Consider the following 15824-nt stretch of genomic DNA (forward strand, 5'->3'; position numbering starts at 1 on the left):
ATAAAACAGGTCGAGTTATAAAACAACGACTTACCAATGCAAAAGAAAAGGATACATGATAAACTTTATCTATGAGTCAGTATGTTATAAAGGGTGGAAAGCCTTTAAAGGGTGAAATTAATATAAGTGGTAATAAGAATGCAGCACTTCCGTGTATTGCTGCTGCTTTATTAACAGATGAAAAAGTAACCTTGAGAAATGTTCCTAACATACTAGATGTATCTGTAATGCTATCTCTAACAGAGCAGCTGGGAACAGATGTTAAGAGAGTTGATAAAAATACAGTTGAGTTAAATTCAAATGTTAAGTTTAATGGCTTAGATCCAGCATTAGTTGATAGTGTTAGAGGATCAATACTATTTTCTGGACCACTTCTAGCTAGAGGTGAAAAGGTTATAATTCCACCTCCAGGAGGAGATGTAATAGGCTTAAGACGATTAGATACTCACTTTTTAGGATTATCCTCATTAGGTGTAGATTGCGCTGTAGATGAAAGAGGCTATTTAATATTAACTCCTCCAGTAAGATTGATGGGAGCCTCAATATTTTTAGATGAAGCATCTGTAACAGCTACAGAGAATGTAATTATGGCAGCAGCCTTAGCCTTTGGAGAGAGTACTATTTACAATGCTGCTTGTGAGCCACATGTTCAAAATCTATGTGAAATGCTTAATGAGATGGGAAGTGAAATTGAAGGAATAGGTTCAAACTTCTTAAAAATAAAGGGTAAGGAAAGACTATTTGGAACAGACCATACTATAGTTAGTGATCATATGGAGACAGGATCCTTTATTGGATTAGCTGCTGCTACAGATAGCGAGCTTTTATTAAAGCATGTTGATACTAGATTTTTAAGACCTCTACAGCTTGGCTTTGATAAGCTAGGTATTACCTTTGAGATATTTAAAGATAGCGTATACATCCCTAAAAATCAAAAAAAGGTGATGGCAAAAACTTATTCTGGAGTAACAAATAAATTAGATGATGCTCCATGGCCAGGCTTTCCTGCAGATTTACTATCAATAATGACAGTAACTGCAACACAAATGACAGGCTCTCTACTTATTCATGAGAAGATGTTTGAATCACGACTATATTTTGTTGATTATTTAATCAGAATGGGTGCAGATATTATTCTTTGTGATCCTCATAGAGCTGTTGTAAATGGAAAGAGTAGATTAAGACCTTGTAATTTAGTAAGTCCAGATGTAAGAGCAGGAATGGCTATGGTAATTGCTGCTTTAGCAACAGATGGAAAGTGTACAATAGAAAGAATAGATCAAATAGAACGTGGATATGAAGCTTTATTAGAAAAGCTAGTATCTATTGGTGGTGATATCAAACGAGAAGAATAAAATCAAATTAATTCCATTTAGAATATATTTATCCGTTTGAAAAATCAAAAATTGGAAAAACTTGATCATTGCTTTTACTTAGAGCTTTAAGTATAAAAAAACACTAGATATAGGTTTTCCACAAGTTTTCAACAAGTTTTCCACAAAGGCGTTGAAAAGGTTGTTGAAAACATTAAAATAACAAAATTTATTCGTTTATTAATACAGCTTTAAAATAAATGTTAATAATATATATTGTAAAGAATTAATTAAAATGGAAGGTTATAAAAAATACCCAAAAATTATATAATTTTTGCATTGTTTATATTGTTTAAAAGTTTTCAACAGGACCAATTTTTAACAGAGTTTTCAACAGGTTTTCAACAAGTAAAACTTTTGATGTGCAAAAGTAGTTAAATACTAGTTATTGTTGAAATTAGATATGGGGAAAACTATTTTTTCAAATAGTAATCCCCAAAATTGTATGCAATATACTTACATATCTATAGTGTAGTTTTTATATTAGTAAAAGTACTCTGGTAGAGCATAGATAAATTTATCACTATTCCTAGAGATGTAATGAACATAATCTACTACACTAAATAGTTGTCTTGCATTTCCATTCCATTGATTATCAAGAAAGAATGAATAATCATCGATATTCCTTTCATAGTTCTGTTTGTCTTCCCAGTATTTTACTAAAAGAGGAATATCTTCCTTTCTCTCTCTTAATGGCTTGATATAAATTATGTGAGAGCTAATTCTATGGTAAAGGTCTTCTCTTAGCTTTCCTTCTTGTATCAAAGAAATTGGTGACTTATTAGAAATCGTAATAAGCTTACAATTAGAATGATTTTGAATGAAAGAATAATCACCAATCTTTCTATACTTACCATCCTGAATAAATCTCAATAATTGAGATTGAGTTGGTTGTGAAAGATTTTCAATTTCATCTAAAACTAAGTATTTACCATCAGCATGCTCAACATATCCAGTAATATCGTGGTCAGCACCAGTAAATGATCCCTTCTTTGCACCAAAAATAGCCGATTCACTTAATGTAGAGTTTAGAAGACCGCAATCTACATAAACTGCATTATCTTCTCCTCCTGTTATGTAACGAGATATTATCTCTTTACCTGTACCAGTCTCTCCACATATGAAGATAGGCTTGCCAGATGCAGCATAGGCTCTTGCCTGCTCCTTTACTTGGATTGCATTTTCAGAGATACCAATAAAGTAATCATCAATATCATACTTTTTCTTATTTACTATTTTTGAAGGTTGATAGTTAATAGCGCTCAAAAATTCACCCTCTGCAAAAGGCTTTCTAAGATGTATGCAATTTCCAATCTTTAAAGTGATAGAATTATTCATCATCTTAGGTGAACAAAGAAAAACTATCTTTCTATCTTTGTCATCAAATAGTGCCGGTAATAATTGTGTGTATAATTCGCTTGAATCGATATCCACAACAATTATACTTCCGAATGCAGATTTATTTATCTCGGTGAGAATATTTTCACGAGATTTAATAAATCTACAGTTTGTCTGTAATGCTTTGTTAATGATTGTTCTGTAATGAACATTATTAGAAAATAATAAACAGTCATCCATCTTTTTTATCCTTTTTTATTAAATTTTTTTTTTATGAATGATGTTTAAGAGCTCCCAAACTTTAAAAAAATCCCCCCGAATATATTTTCAGAATAAAATCACTTTTACATTCTAGCAAGTAAATTTTTCGAATTAGTAAAAAAAATAGTAAAAATAACAAAAATAATCAAAAATCTATGACCAAATTGTTTCTATAGCGCCAACAGCAAAGATTCCAGCGGTTTCTGCTCTTAATATATTGGTTGATAGAAGAACAGGAGTAGCTCCTAAGCCTTCTAAAGCCTCGCACTCCTCGTCAGAGATACCACCCTCACTACCAATGATTATAGAAACCTGCTTTTCCTCAATTAGTGATAATGCCTTTGAAAGTGAAATTGTATCACCTCGGCTGCTTTGATGCAAAAAGAGAACCTTATATGGAGAATCCTTTACAACCTCACTAATATCGATAGTTCTTATAGGTTTAACTTTAGTTTTTGAACCACTTTGCTGTACAGCTTCTCTTTGAATATCATATAGTCTTTGCTTATCATGGTCGTTAAATGTTTTCTCTTGGCAAAAGGTAGAGGTAATAAAAATAGTCTCCTCTACACCTGCCTCAGTTAGCATTCTAATAATTTGTTCATTCTTTTTACCCTTACATATAGCCTGGTAAACTCGAATTGGTGGAAGCTTTTCACGATAGGAAGAAAAATGATCAAGTAGAGTTGCTTCTATATCCTCGCAGGGAGAAATAGTTAACATATCTTCAGATACTATAGTTGCACTATAATAATTATCTTTAGTGTCCCTACAAGTGAAAACATCACCAATTTTAAGACGTAATACCTTAATTAGGTAATCCTTTTCTCTTTTTCGTAGGATATAATCCTTTTCTCCTGAATATGCTTTATCGAGTATAAATATTCTCATTTACTCTACCTTCTCTAAGAAGCTTATAGCTTCAATAAGAGCACTATCATAAATTGTATCTACCTTAGGTCGTTCAGAATAAGGTAATGAGTAAATATATTCATTTCTAATTAGCAGTTTTAATGCAAGCTCAGGGAAATCAATATCAGAGTGCAGCATTACATAGTTATCCATATTTTCTTTAGTATATTCAGGATGAGCTTTAATATATGCACTAATATCATCTCTATTATCTTCAATAAACTTGTAATAAGCCTTTATCTCTTCATCTGTATATACATGATCTTCAATTAGAATATCTGGCTCAATTCCCTTTTCGTGGATATTATCTCCATTTGGTGTTAGGTAATATGCTGTTGTAAATTTAATATATCCATTTTTCCACATTGCAGAATCTTGAACGATACCCTTACCAAATGTCTTTGAGCCAATAACTGTAGCTCTATTATTATCCTTTAGAGCGGCAGTTAATATTTCACTTGCAGATGCTGTTCCTCCATTTGTTAAAATAACTATAGGGATGTTTAATACCTTTCTTGTATCATTTGATGCAATTGCAGAGTAGTTTTGCTTACCAGAGCCCTCCTTATGCTGAATTGACATAATTGTCGCTCCATCTGGAAGGAAGAAATTAGCTATCATAGTAGCTGAGTCAACAATACCGCCACCATTATTTCTTAAATCTATGATTAGCCCCTTAATATTATTATTCATTAGGTTTCTTAAATCCTCACTAAATAATTCATGAGTTTTCTGAGTAAAGGTAGAAATACTTATATAACCAATATTAGTTTTATCAATAATTAATGATGTTGTATTAGGTGTTGTTACTTCTTCAGGATATAGAGTGACATCAAATACAGCATTACCTCTATTAATTGTTAAGGTAATTGGCTCTCCTTTTTTACCTCTAATTAATTTTGATGCCTCAGTAGCGGTTAAATCATATACAGTTTCACCATTTACATGAGAAATTAAGTCTCCAGAACGAATACCCGCACGATCTGCAGGACCACCTGGAAATGGTGCAATGATTTCAACCATATAGGTTTCTTTTTTATCCCAATCAATATATGAAGGGGAGTATTTAGTTAGATAGGTTCCAATTCCAACATAGGTTCCTGTAATATCCTCTGTAAACTCCTCGCTTTCCTCTTCGGTTATATATTCAGAGTAAGGGTCATTAAGTGCTTTAAAAAGAGCCTTAGTAAGTTCCTCTTCCACCTTATCGATATCTATGTCATAAAGAAAGTTTTGATTTAAATATTGATAAAGAGTATTTAATCCTAGCAGAGTTTCTGAAATATTTGTTACTTGAACCTGAGCTAGAGGTGAAGAATAACTTGATGATTTGCTAGTGCTCTCATTGCTAGCACCTGCAAATAGTAGAGTAGCAGATATTAATATTATAATAAGTGATAATAAAGTCTTTTTTAGCATAATAAATATTGTAAATAAAATATGTTAATAATTAAAGTCTCCTTTCTCGATTGACTGATTATCTTTTGATAACTACACTTTTCTTATGTTTTGCTACGTAAATTATCCCACTTGGATAAGACCTGAGATATTTTCCTTTTTGCCTATAAGGTGGTATGCCTTAATGTATATCGTTGCTTTTGCTATTGCATATTTACTATTTAAATATCAAGTAAAGCATGATGGATTATTAGTGTTATCAAATGATGATACAGACTCTCTATTTATGTACTGTATTATCCTGCTATTGATATTTGCTCATCTATTTTCTGTACTATTTTATAGCGATGCAAAATACTATTTAACACATCCATGGCTGATATTCTGGCCATTTGAAAATGGATCCTTTGTTGGTCTTCCTGGAATGAGCTACCATGGTGGTGTTGTTGGCGCAATCCTTGGTGGAATATGGTTTGCAAAAAAGAAGAAGAAAAACTTCTTTTTACTTGCAGATACAGCATGTGCTGGTATTCCTCTAGGTTATACCTTTGGTCGCCTTGGAAACTTTATTAATGCAGAGCTTTATGGAAGAGTAACAACATCACCTATGGGTATGATTTTCCCTGGTGCAGAGAGATTTTCAACTAACTATGAATGGGTAAGAGAGCTTTGCGATAAGTGTGGCATTACATATACCTTAGGTGAATATGTAAATCTTCCACGACACCCATCACAGCTATATGAGGCATTATTCGAAGGTATAGTACTTTGGCTTATATTATGGTTTATTTGTCGTCCTTTGATCAAGAAAAGAGGGCTAAAACCAGGTTCTATGCTATCATTCTATTTGTTTGGATATGGCTTTTTCAGATTCTTTATAGAGTATATGAGACAGCCAGATAGTAATATTGGATATGTTATTGCACTGGGAAAGCAAAGTGATAACATTGCGATTTTCCAGTCGTTTTTAAATATCTCGAAGGGACAGATTTTCTGCCTCTTAATGATGGCTTTTGCTATCATTGTGTTCTTTATTGTTAATAGGAGAAAAGAAAATGTTAAGCATCGATGAGAAAGTTAAAGCATTAAGAGCATTGATGGAAGAGAAAGGATATGATGCCTACCTTGTCACAGGCACAGATCCTCACATGAGTGAATATGTAGCTCCTCGTTGGAGAACAAGAGCTTTTATTAGTGGTTTTACAGGCTCTGCAGGTACTGTTTTAGTTACAAAGACAGAGGCTATTTTGTGGGTAGATTCAAGATACTTTATTCAAGCAGCAGCAGAGATCAAGGGAACCTGCTTTAGAATGATTAAGCTTGATATTGATGATAATCCTGATGCTTATAAATATATTGAGGATAATATGGCTAATGGCTCCTGTGTCGCAACAGAGGAGTGTGGCATTAATATTGAATCCTTCAATACATTAAAGAAAAGATTTGCAAAGAAGGGTATTAGCTTTGTTGCAAGTGAAGATCTCTTAGATAAAATTTGGGATGATAGACCAGCAATTCCTAACTCAACACTAAGAAGTGTTCCTCTTGGATATTGTGGACTTGATAGCTGTGATAAGCTTAAAAAGGTTCGTGAGGAATTAAAGAAAAGAGGTGCAGATAATACATTTATTTCATCAATTGATGATATTGCATGGCTCACAAACCTAAGAGGTGATGATATTAAGTGTAATCCTGTATTTATGGCATTTGCTTACATTTCTATGGATAAGGCTTATCTCTTTACCTCTCCTTCAAGATTTACAGATGAAGTAAGAGCCATTTGTGAGAAGGATTTCATTATTAAGCCATATGAAAGTGCATATACAGATTTAAAGGATTTAATTAGCGGTGTTTCATATTATAACCCTGAAAGAGTTAATATGGCATTCTCATCTCTTTTAGATAAGGAAGAATCTATTAAAGGCCGTGATATCACAACAGATCTAAAGGCAAAGAAAAATGAAATAGAGCTTAGAGGTATGAGAAGAAGCCACTTAATGGATGGTGTTGCATTTATTAATTTCTTATCAAAGCTAAATACAACTCCAGATGGATCTTTAGATGAGATTGCAGTTTCAACATTACTTGAAAAGGAAAGAGAACGTCTTGAAGGCTATCTAGGACCATCCTTTAATCCTATCTCTGGCTTTAAAGAGCATGGTGCTATGTGTCACTATAGTGCAACTCCTGAGTCTTCAAAGAAGATTGATAGTGATGGCTTATTAGTTCTAGATACAGGCTCACAGTTCTACTATGGTATGACAGATATAACAAGAACTCTTTGCTTCGGTACTCCTACAGCTGAACAAAAGAAGGATTATACTCTTGTTTTAAAGGGACACCTTGCTCTTGCAAGACAGATCTTTTATAAGGGTACAAAGGGCTATCAGCTAGATGTTCTTGCTAAGCAATATATGTGGCAGGCAGGTATGACATTCTACCATGGAACCGGTCATGGAGTAGGCTTTAACTTAAATGTCCATGAGGGTCCAATGAATATTTCTGGAAAGCCAATCGATGTTGCTCTAGAAAAGGGTATGATAGTTTCTGATGAACCAGGTATATATAAGGAAGGAAGACACGGAATTAGAATTGAAAACCTTATAGCTGTTGATGATTATATTGAAACAGAGTTTGGTCAATTCCTAGCCTTTGAGGTATTAACAATGGTTCCTTATGAGAAAAAGCTAATTGATTTAAAGTATCTTGATGATAGTGAGATCCAGCAGATCAATGCTTATCATCAGTGGATAAAAGAGGAATTAATTGGCCTTGTAGATGAGAGTGCTAAAGCTTATCTTGAAAGTGCTACTTCTCCACTTGAGAGAGAATAGATAAATATATAGAATAAAGTAAATAAAAGGAAAGTCAAATGGTTGAAGCATTAAAGAAAAATGGCAAGATTACAAGAAAGGGTCCTGTCGTATTAGTCATCATGGATGGCGTAGGTTTCGGTAAATATTCAGATGGTGATGCTGTTGCTCGTGCAATGACAAAGAGCTTAGATGGATTATATAAAGACTATCCATGGACAAAGCTTAAGGCTCATGGCCTTGCTGTAGGACTACCATCAGATGCAGATATGGGTAACAGTGAGGTTGGTCACAATGCAATGGGTTGTGGTAGAGTTTTCGCACAGGGTGCAGCTCTTGTAAGTAACTCAATTAAATCAGGAGATATGTTTAAGGGTGCTACATGGGTTAAGCTTATTGAAAACTGCAAGAAGAACTCATCAACACTCCATTTTATCGGTTTGTTATCAGATGGTAATGTCCACTCCCACATTGATCACCTTAAGGCAATGGTAAAGGAAGCTAAGCAAGAGGGTGTTAAGAAGGTAAGAATACACGCACTATTAGATGGTAGAGATGTTGGTGAAATGTCAGCATTAGAGTATTTTGATCCTTTTGTTGAGTATCTTGAGAGCTTAAACGATGCATCCTTTGATGCTCAAATTGCTTCAGGTGGCGGAAGAATGGTAATTACAATGGACCGCTACAATGCTAACTGGGATATGGTTAGAAAGGGCTGGGAAACACACGTTCTTGGAGAAGGTAGACAATTTGCATCTGCACATGAAGCAATTGAAACTCTTAGAGCTGAAACAGGCGCTATTGACCAGGATTTACCTCCATTTGTTATTGCAAAGGACGGTAAGCCAGTTGGAACAATCGAGGATAACGACTCTGTAATTCTATTTAACTTCCGTGGTGATAGAGCCCTAGAAATCACAAAGGCTTTTGAAGCAGAGGATTTAAAAGAGTTCGATAGAAAGAGAAAGCCAAATGTAGAATATGCAGGTATGATGGAATACGATGGAGACTTACATGTTCCTGCACAGTACTTAGTTTCTCCTCCATCAATTGATAGAACTATGGCAGAGTATCTCTGTGCTACAGGTCTAAAGCAGTTCTCTATCTCAGAAACTCAGAAGTTCGGTCACGTTACATATTTCTTCAACGGTAATAAGACTGGTAAGTTTAATGAAGAGTTAGAAGAGTATGTTGAAATTCCTTCTGATATCGTTCCTTTTGAAGAAAGACCTTGGATGAAGTGTGCAGAAATTGCTGATAGAGTTATCAAAGAGGTTGAAAGCGGTAAGTGGGATCTTATCAAGCTCAACTTCCCTAATGGTGATATGGTTGGACACACAGGTGTTTTTGAAGCAGTAGTATGCTCAATGGAAGCTATGGATCTTCAAATTGGAAGAATTTGGGATGCAATAAAGAAAGCTGGTGGTGTAATGGTTGTAACAGCTGACCATGGTAATGCAGATGATATGTATGAGCATGGTAAGGATGGTTCCTTAAAGCTTAAGAAGGATGGAGAGCCAAAGAGTAAGACCTCTCACTCACTCAATCCAGTTCCATGTATCATTTGTGATTCAGCATATAACGGTGAGTATAGTAAGGAGTTAAAGAGTGGCTTAGGTATTTCTTCAATTCCTGCAACACTTATGAACCTACTTGGCTATGATGCACCAGAAGATTACGATCCTTCTGTAATTACATTAAACTAATAGGGTAATAATTTAATAGAACGGCACATAGCGTGCCGTTTTTTTTGAGGTACAGCATGTCATTTGAAAGCGCAAAAAAATATCTATCAGATAGAGGCTTTGGAGACAAAGTAATTACCTTTGAAGTCTCTACAGCTACCGTTGAGTTGGCAGCTAAAGCACTAAATACCCAAGAGTGTAGAATCGCAAAGACCTTAGGCTTTATAGTTAAGGATACTCCTATCTTGATAGTTATGGCAGGTGATGTTAGGGTAGACAATAAAAAGTATAAGCAAGTCTTCCATGAAAAGGCTCATATGCTATCCTATGAATCAAGTGTTGAATTAATTGGTCACGCTCCAGGAGGTGTTTGTCCATTTGGTATTAATGAAAATGTATCAATTTATCTTGATGAATCATTAAAACGCTTTGAGACAGTATTCCCTGCTGTAGGAAGTAGTAATAGTGCTATTGAGCTAACTATTAAGGAAATAGAGGAATTACTACCAAATGCTTCTTGGGTTGATGTAGCGAAAGAATAAGGGGTCCTTGACCCCTTATTTTTTTAATATCCATCTGGGCTTACAATACAGAGCATGATAGCTCCTGTAATACAGAATATCATTCCAAAAATATTAGTTATTGCATAGTTATTTGATAGAAGAATTAAAAACTGTCCAATAGATAAAAAGAAGCATGTTAAGAAACGTTTAATTTTATATAGCTCTCTTGTCTTTAAAAAGGCTAATAGATATGTAGCATTTGCTAATAAAATTAATATAAGCAGTGTTATTGTAAAGAAAATATTATGATAGTTTTTATTTGGATTTAGCTCATCAACTGGGATTATAAAGGATACAATAAAGGAAGCTACAATAGAGATAAATACATAGATATTTATCCTTGAAATTGAATCACTTTGTAAATTTAATATTGAACCAAAAAGCAATGACATTGCAGCAGAAAGCATAAAGCCTCTAGTTAATGTACTGCTTAAATAGTAGCTTACAATATAGATGCCATAATAATCATAAAAGGCTGGAAGTATTGTGAAGGTTTCTAGTGTAATAAATAGTAGAAACAATGGTATGAGTGAGCCTTCAACAGCCTCTGATTGATGTCTAACTCTAAGTACAATAGAAGGAACCAACGCAGAGAGTACTAATACTAATTTAGGTAATATTTCTAAATATATAAATAAGTAATCCCCTGCATTGTATAGTGCATAGCCCATTAAACCTAAAATAACGACCACTAAAATAGATGAACACAATTGAATAGTCGATATTATTTTTGTATTACTATTTGAGGTCACTATAAAATATCCTTATAAGGTGGTTTAATATCTGTCTTAATAAAGGTTGCTGCTACTACATTTCCGAGCATTGCTAATTGTGCATCTAAAAGAAGTGCAAGACCATTTATTAATGGAAGAATTCCCATAATAGTCATTTCAGCACCATATAAGGTTACATTTGCTAGCTTAAATACAATAATAGAAGTAAACATAACCTCAAATCCTGGAGCAAGAGAAGCTGCGAAGGAGGAAAGAGCACTAAATAGTGCTACTATTAAAGATGTCTTGATATCAAGAGAATTTCCTGTGACAGCTGTTAGTATTGATAATGTACTAATTGCTGTAATTGTAGCAGTACCACCTCTTGAAATAATTGTATAAAGAGGAGTTGCTGTTGCAGCTGTTCTCTTTTGAACACCATTATTATGTCTACTAGTAGATTCAATTACTGGAGCTGTAACTAAGATATTAGATGTAGTTAAAGCCATAAACATAGCAGATAAGGATCTGAAGGTGTCCTTATAAGGATTTCTTTTTCCTTTTGTTATAATTGCATAAATTATTGGAATTATAATTAAAGAGGTTAAAGCTGTAATAGAGGTAAATATAGCAACAAATTTAGGAGCTACAAAAACAGTCTTTTCTTGATATAGAGCTGTAAATGTCTGTGTTGATGCGATATAGACAATAATATATCCAAGGACTGTATATGCTCTTGAGAGCCTAAACATAACCTCACTAAATGAATTTACAATACTATAGGCAGGTTTGATTACATCTGCATTTGGCTTTAATGCATATCCTAAAATCCATGAAATAATTACTATAGGAAGGATAAAGCTAGAAGCAGTTGCTAAAGTATAAAATGGATTTCCACTTAGTAGCTGATTACCTGCAGATGAGAACATTGAAACTAATAAGGAATCAGAAAATGACTCTTGTCCTGCAGTAGAGGTTACAGGAAATGCAACTGGATATAGTGTAAATATCAAAGTAGCACATATAGGAAGAATTAATGCTGTTACAACAGACCAAAGTACAATTCCCTTTAGATTATTGCTCCCAAGGTTATCCTTTCTTAAGGATGCTACTCCTGATGAAAAACCTACTAAGACTAGAGGTATGAATAATAATAACCCAACGTTCATCACAATTTGTGATAATGTGGATATCAGTGAGCTAATATATATGCTATCACCCAAAAGAAGTGTTGTCGCTAGCCCCAATAATATGGAAGCTAGATAAGTTATCCAAGTCTTCATACCCTTAGCCTACTCCAATAGCCCCCGTAAGTCAATTTACGAGGGCTTTTATGATTTAGTCTTTAAGAAGTTTGTTGAGCTTATACTCTGCAAGACTTTCCTTTTGTAGTAGCTCTGCAATATATTCATCTGCAACAAACTTACCTTTTGAACCATATAATGTTACATAAGATAGTGCTGATAATACTATTAGGTTCTGCATGAGTTCCTTGTTGTACCATGTTACACCTTGATATTCATTACACTTAACAGCAGTACGAATTTCTTTATCATCCAGAATTGCCTTAAGCATACCAACATTACTCTTATCCTTACTCTTAGCCATTATATGACCGAGAATGTTAAATAGACTGCCGAAGTGAACAACCTGTAGGAACTCTTGGTCATTAAGCTTTAAGGATGACTTCTTTTCCTCAAAGAAATAGGTAGTTAGAAGTCTATCACATGCGCTTAGAGCATCGATTGCTTTAGCCTCTTCCTCATTAATAAAAGGCTTAAGAGTTATAGCTGTCGCAATAATCATTGGAAGCTCTGGAGCTATCTTAGTAAATGCTTCAAAGGCCTTTTTACCCTTTGTTCCTTTCATAGCCTTTGCTAAGTTACCAAGCTGCTTAATCATTACATCTGGTTCAATTTCTACAGGAAGCTGATATAACTGTGCTTGTAAAGCTTCGTCAAAGGTTTCTCTTTCACCATAGAGATGAGTGTAGGTCTCTGCAATCATCAATAGTAGAGTTCTTTCACTTTGAACAGTAGAAGTACCAAAGATGATTTGAGATATTCCCTTAAAGAATGCAGGTGATCTAAAACTTTCAAGTAGCTTATAAATAGGCTTAAGTCTAAATAGAGCAACTGCGATATTGATATTTGGAACACCACTACCATTTAAGAAGTTACAAAGCTTCTCATATGAACCATCTGTATCCTCAACCTCTCTAATATTCCATAGAACAATAGAGTCATATCCATCAATAGTAAAGCTATAGCCCTCCTCAAAGAACTTAATAGAAGGAACAATGTATGTAAGTCCATCTGAGAAGTTTTCATAGATTACAAATCTTCTACCACTGAAGGTTAAGCCAAGGTTCTCTGCAAGAGTAACAGTCTCAGTACGTTTATCTGAGCCCTTCTTAAGCTTAGGAGCTGATACCTTAATATTTGCACTTACTCTCTCAAATTGGTTGTTAACGATTACAAGGTTTCTTTCCTCTCTATCACCATTTGCATATGCAAATATTGATTCCTCGACACCATAATTTGAATAAGCATCATAGATATTAAAGTGCTCAACACCACTAAATAGATATCTTCTTCTTAAAAGAGGGAAAATCTTTCTGTAGTGCTCTGAAATAATCCAATCATTTGGTGTCTCATTCCAGTATGCTCTCTTATACTCCATTCCATACTTTTCCTTAAAGCCTTCAATTTGGCCATGACCAAACATTGGAAGACCAGGAAGAGTAGAAAGAATAGTACAAATACTGAAGTATCTATTTCCATCGCCAAATTGAGCAATAGCAGTCTCTTCATCTGGGTTATTCATGAAGTTTACATAGCGCTTTAGAATCTCTGGCTCATAAGCAAGAGTATTCTTAATTGCTAAACGATATTTCTGGTTCTCTTGGTTTTTAAGCATATTCATGAATGCTGAGTTATATACTCTGTGCATACCAAGAGTTCTTACAAAGTATCCTTCGAGCATCCAGAAGGCCTCTGCAAGTAGAAGTGTATCAGGAACCTCTTGAGCTATTCTATCAACAACCTCTCTCCAGAACTCCTGAGGAATTCTTCTGTTAAACTCCTCATCGCTCATTGCATAGATAAATCTTCCTGCGATATCACCACCTGTTCCTGGCTTTGGGTACCAGAGACGCTGAATATGACGTTTTGCAAGAGTCATTGCAGCATCAAATCTGATGATAGGGAAGTTGCGAGCAACGTGTAAAATTTTCTGAATAACAGCCTCACGAGTGATAGGATTGAGATAATCAAGCTGTGCAGTGTCATTCCAAGGCATCGATGTACCATCATTTCCATGGAATACATATTTAGTTTCACCAGTTCTCTTATCTCTTCTTCTAAAGGTTACAGCTGCATCTGTTCTATTATAATAGTGATCCTCAAGCTTAATCTCGATATTAGGATTTGTAGAAAGATCTGGTCCATTAAAGGTATATGATGGGAATGGAGAATAGTCCTGAGAAACGAAGTATTCAGGGTGCTCATACATCCAATTACTATCAAGACCTGTATGGTTTGGAACCATATCAGAAGCAAGTCTAATACCTCTTGCATTACATCTTTCTCTTAAATTCTCTAAAGCCTTCCAGCCACCGATACTCTGTGCAATTTCATAGTCCTTTAAGGAGTAAGCCGATGCATCAGCATCTGGGTTACCACATAAAATCTTAATTTCCTTAGACGCACTACTTCTTTCCCAAAGTCCGATAAGCCAAAGAGCTGTAAAGCCTCTTTCCTGTAATAGGTCAAGCTCATGATCAGGAATTTGATCAAGAGTTCTAATATCCTTATGGTACCACTTTGAAAGCTGGTCTAACCAAACTAAAGTACACTTTGCAATCATAACAACACGAGGCATCCAGTTTGTATCGGCACTGAAGGCTTCATATTCGTTATTTAAACCGGAGTAATCAGGAACCTCCATAACAGGTGCTGGACCGCCACCACCATTAAAGGTACCATGGTCCTTCTCTTCCTGAGCAATAAAATCAAGTCCTGATTGCAGTAATAGCTTAAGCTCCTCTGGAAGAATAAAGCTCCACTCTCTTAAAATAAACTTAAGCTGCTCAGATAAGCTATTTGGGAATAATCTTCCTGGACGAGTTAAGAATTCAAAAATATCATCCTCGTCAAAACCTGAAATCATTTTTCCCTTAGAATAGCTACCTAAAATAGATTGTAAGCTTTTGTATCCCATTGGGAATGTAATTCCATCTGGAGCAACAAAAGGTTTTGCTGCTTTTGTTAAAGCAGGGTTTTGAAGCATAATTTGGTGTATAAAGAAGCCTCTTAAATCCTCTTCAAGCTCATAAACACTATCTGGCTCAATAGATTTTAGGAGAGGAGAAGGGAAATTGTCTCTATAGTAAATAATGACATCCTTCATCGCTGAATCATCAACAACTAATGGAAGAGCTCTTGAGAATAAATCAGGATTATTCTCTTTAAGATAAGTGCTTAATACACTTTGATATAAAAGATGAAGAACTGCAACTGTGTGCAATTTACCTGCACTTATAAACTCACCCTCATTAGTTTTCTTTACTAACTCATTATATTTAAAGGCAATATCATTCGCTTCGTTATATATACGCTGTAAATCAAACTCTGTAACAAATACAGATTTCTTAATATCAAGCTTTTCTCTTATCTGCTTTGAGATACGAAAATCATGTTGTAGCATGCAATAACACCCCTTGTTTCCTAGATAATTTTATAATATCAGAAAATATATTAATTGGGTA

Annotated in this window: 11 protein-coding genes; 5 read left to right on the top strand and 6 right to left on the bottom strand. The window is 34.6% G+C overall.

Annotated elements, in window-relative coordinates; genetic code table 11:
- Window positions 1–71: 71 nt before the first annotated feature.
- Window positions 72–1355, top strand: coding sequence for a UDP-N-acetylglucosamine 1-carboxyvinyltransferase (gene murA / locus FYJ80_RS05515; protein WP_154425200.1), 1284 nt, complete (start codon window positions 72–74; stop codon window positions 1353–1355).
- Window positions 1356–1856: 501 nt separating this feature from the next.
- Here the strand turns inward: murA and FYJ80_RS05520 are convergent.
- The 3 genes from FYJ80_RS05520 to FYJ80_RS05530 all read right to left on the bottom strand — a co-directional run bounded on the left by FYJ80_RS05520 (window position 1857) and on the right by FYJ80_RS05530 (window position 5303).
- Entirely contained in the window at window positions 1857–2951 is a 1095-nt protein-coding gene (locus FYJ80_RS05520) for a sigma-54-dependent transcriptional regulator (protein WP_154425201.1), read from the bottom strand.
- A gap of 174 nt (window positions 2952–3125) precedes the next feature.
- A complete protein-coding gene (locus FYJ80_RS05525; protein WP_154425202.1) occupies window positions 3126–3863 on the bottom strand; it encodes an RsmE family RNA methyltransferase in 738 nt (245 codons plus the stop codon).
- Window positions 3864–5303 carry a S41 family peptidase gene (locus FYJ80_RS05530; RefSeq protein ID WP_154425203.1) on the bottom strand — a complete coding sequence of 480 codons (1440 nt, stop codon included), beginning with the start codon at window positions 5301–5303 and terminating at the stop codon, window positions 3864–3866. It abuts the gene before it with no gap.
- A gap of 85 nt (window positions 5304–5388) precedes the next feature.
- Between FYJ80_RS05530 and lgt the strand changes: the two genes are divergently transcribed.
- The 4 genes from lgt to FYJ80_RS05550 are packed head-to-tail and all read left to right on the top strand — an operon-like array spanning window position 5389 to window position 10322.
- Entirely contained in the window at window positions 5389–6354 is a 966-nt protein-coding gene (gene lgt / locus FYJ80_RS05535; RefSeq protein WP_154425204.1) for a prolipoprotein diacylglyceryl transferase, read from the top strand.
- Window positions 6338–8116: an aminopeptidase P family protein gene (locus tag FYJ80_RS05540; protein ID WP_154425205.1), complete on the top strand. Its 1779-nt coding sequence runs from the start codon at window positions 6338–6340 to the stop codon at window positions 8114–8116. Before lgt ends, FYJ80_RS05540 begins: the two co-directional genes overlap by 17 nt.
- A gap of 38 nt (window positions 8117–8154) precedes the next feature.
- Window positions 8155–9801 (top strand): 2,3-bisphosphoglycerate-independent phosphoglycerate mutase, encoded by a 1647-nt coding sequence (gene gpmI, locus FYJ80_RS05545; RefSeq protein WP_154425206.1) that lies wholly within the window; start codon window positions 8155–8157, stop codon window positions 9799–9801.
- Window positions 9802–9857: 56 nt separating this feature from the next.
- Window positions 9858–10322, top strand: coding sequence for a YbaK/EbsC family protein (locus FYJ80_RS05550; protein ID WP_154425207.1), 465 nt, complete (start codon window positions 9858–9860; stop codon window positions 10320–10322).
- A 23-nt stretch (window positions 10323–10345) separates the two neighbouring features.
- Here FYJ80_RS05550 and FYJ80_RS05555 read toward each other — a convergent pair whose 3' ends face one another.
- From FYJ80_RS05555 to FYJ80_RS05565, 3 genes are all read right to left on the bottom strand, one after another.
- A complete protein-coding gene (locus FYJ80_RS05555; RefSeq protein WP_154425208.1) occupies window positions 10346–11014 on the bottom strand; it encodes a hypothetical protein in 669 nt (222 codons plus the stop codon).
- 80 nt (window positions 11015–11094) lie between these two features.
- A complete protein-coding gene (locus tag FYJ80_RS05560) occupies window positions 11095–12339 on the bottom strand; it encodes a cation:dicarboxylate symporter family transporter (RefSeq protein ID WP_154425209.1) in 1245 nt (414 codons plus the stop codon).
- A 55-nt stretch (window positions 12340–12394) separates the two neighbouring features.
- Window positions 12395–15763, bottom strand: a complete 3369-nt coding sequence (locus FYJ80_RS05565; protein WP_154425210.1) for an alpha-amylase family glycosyl hydrolase — start codon at window positions 15761–15763, stop codon at window positions 12395–12397.
- Window positions 15764–15824 lie beyond the last annotated feature (61 nt).

This window comes from Bullifex porci (assembly GCF_009695635.1).
GTDB classification, from domain to species: domain Bacteria; phylum Spirochaetota; class Spirochaetia; order Sphaerochaetales; family Sphaerochaetaceae; genus Bullifex; species Bullifex porci.

What these genes read in the sequence shown, in the direction of transcription:
- FYJ80_RS05560 (WP_154425209.1), bottom strand. Translation starts at nt 12,339, where the DNA reads ATGAAGACTTGGATAACTTATCTAGCTTCCATATTATTGGGGCTAGCG.
- lgt (WP_154425204.1), top strand. Translation starts at nt 5,389, where the DNA reads ATGTTTTGCTACGTAAATTATCCCACTTGGATAAGACCTGAGATATTT.
- gpmI (WP_154425206.1), top strand. Translation starts at nt 8,155, where the DNA reads ATGGTTGAAGCATTAAAGAAAAATGGCAAGATTACAAGAAAGGGTCCT.
- FYJ80_RS05530 (WP_154425203.1), bottom strand. Translation starts at nt 5,303, where the DNA reads ATGCTAAAAAAGACTTTATTATCACTTATTATAATATTAATATCTGCT.
- FYJ80_RS05565 (WP_154425210.1), bottom strand. Translation starts at nt 15,763, where the DNA reads ATGCTACAACATGATTTTCGTATCTCAAAGCAGATAAGAGAAAAGCTT.
- FYJ80_RS05540 (WP_154425205.1), top strand. Translation starts at nt 6,338, where the DNA reads ATGTTAAGCATCGATGAGAAAGTTAAAGCATTAAGAGCATTGATGGAA.
- FYJ80_RS05525 (WP_154425202.1), bottom strand. Translation starts at nt 3,863, where the DNA reads ATGAGAATATTTATACTCGATAAAGCATATTCAGGAGAAAAGGATTAT.
- murA (WP_154425200.1), top strand. Translation starts at nt 72, where the DNA reads ATGAGTCAGTATGTTATAAAGGGTGGAAAGCCTTTAAAGGGTGAAATT.
- FYJ80_RS05550 (WP_154425207.1), top strand. Translation starts at nt 9,858, where the DNA reads ATGTCATTTGAAAGCGCAAAAAAATATCTATCAGATAGAGGCTTTGGA.
- FYJ80_RS05555 (WP_154425208.1), bottom strand. Translation starts at nt 11,014, where the DNA reads ATGGGCTATGCACTATACAATGCAGGGGATTACTTATTTATATATTTA.
- FYJ80_RS05520 (WP_154425201.1), bottom strand. Translation starts at nt 2,951, where the DNA reads ATGGATGACTGTTTATTATTTTCTAATAATGTTCATTACAGAACAATC.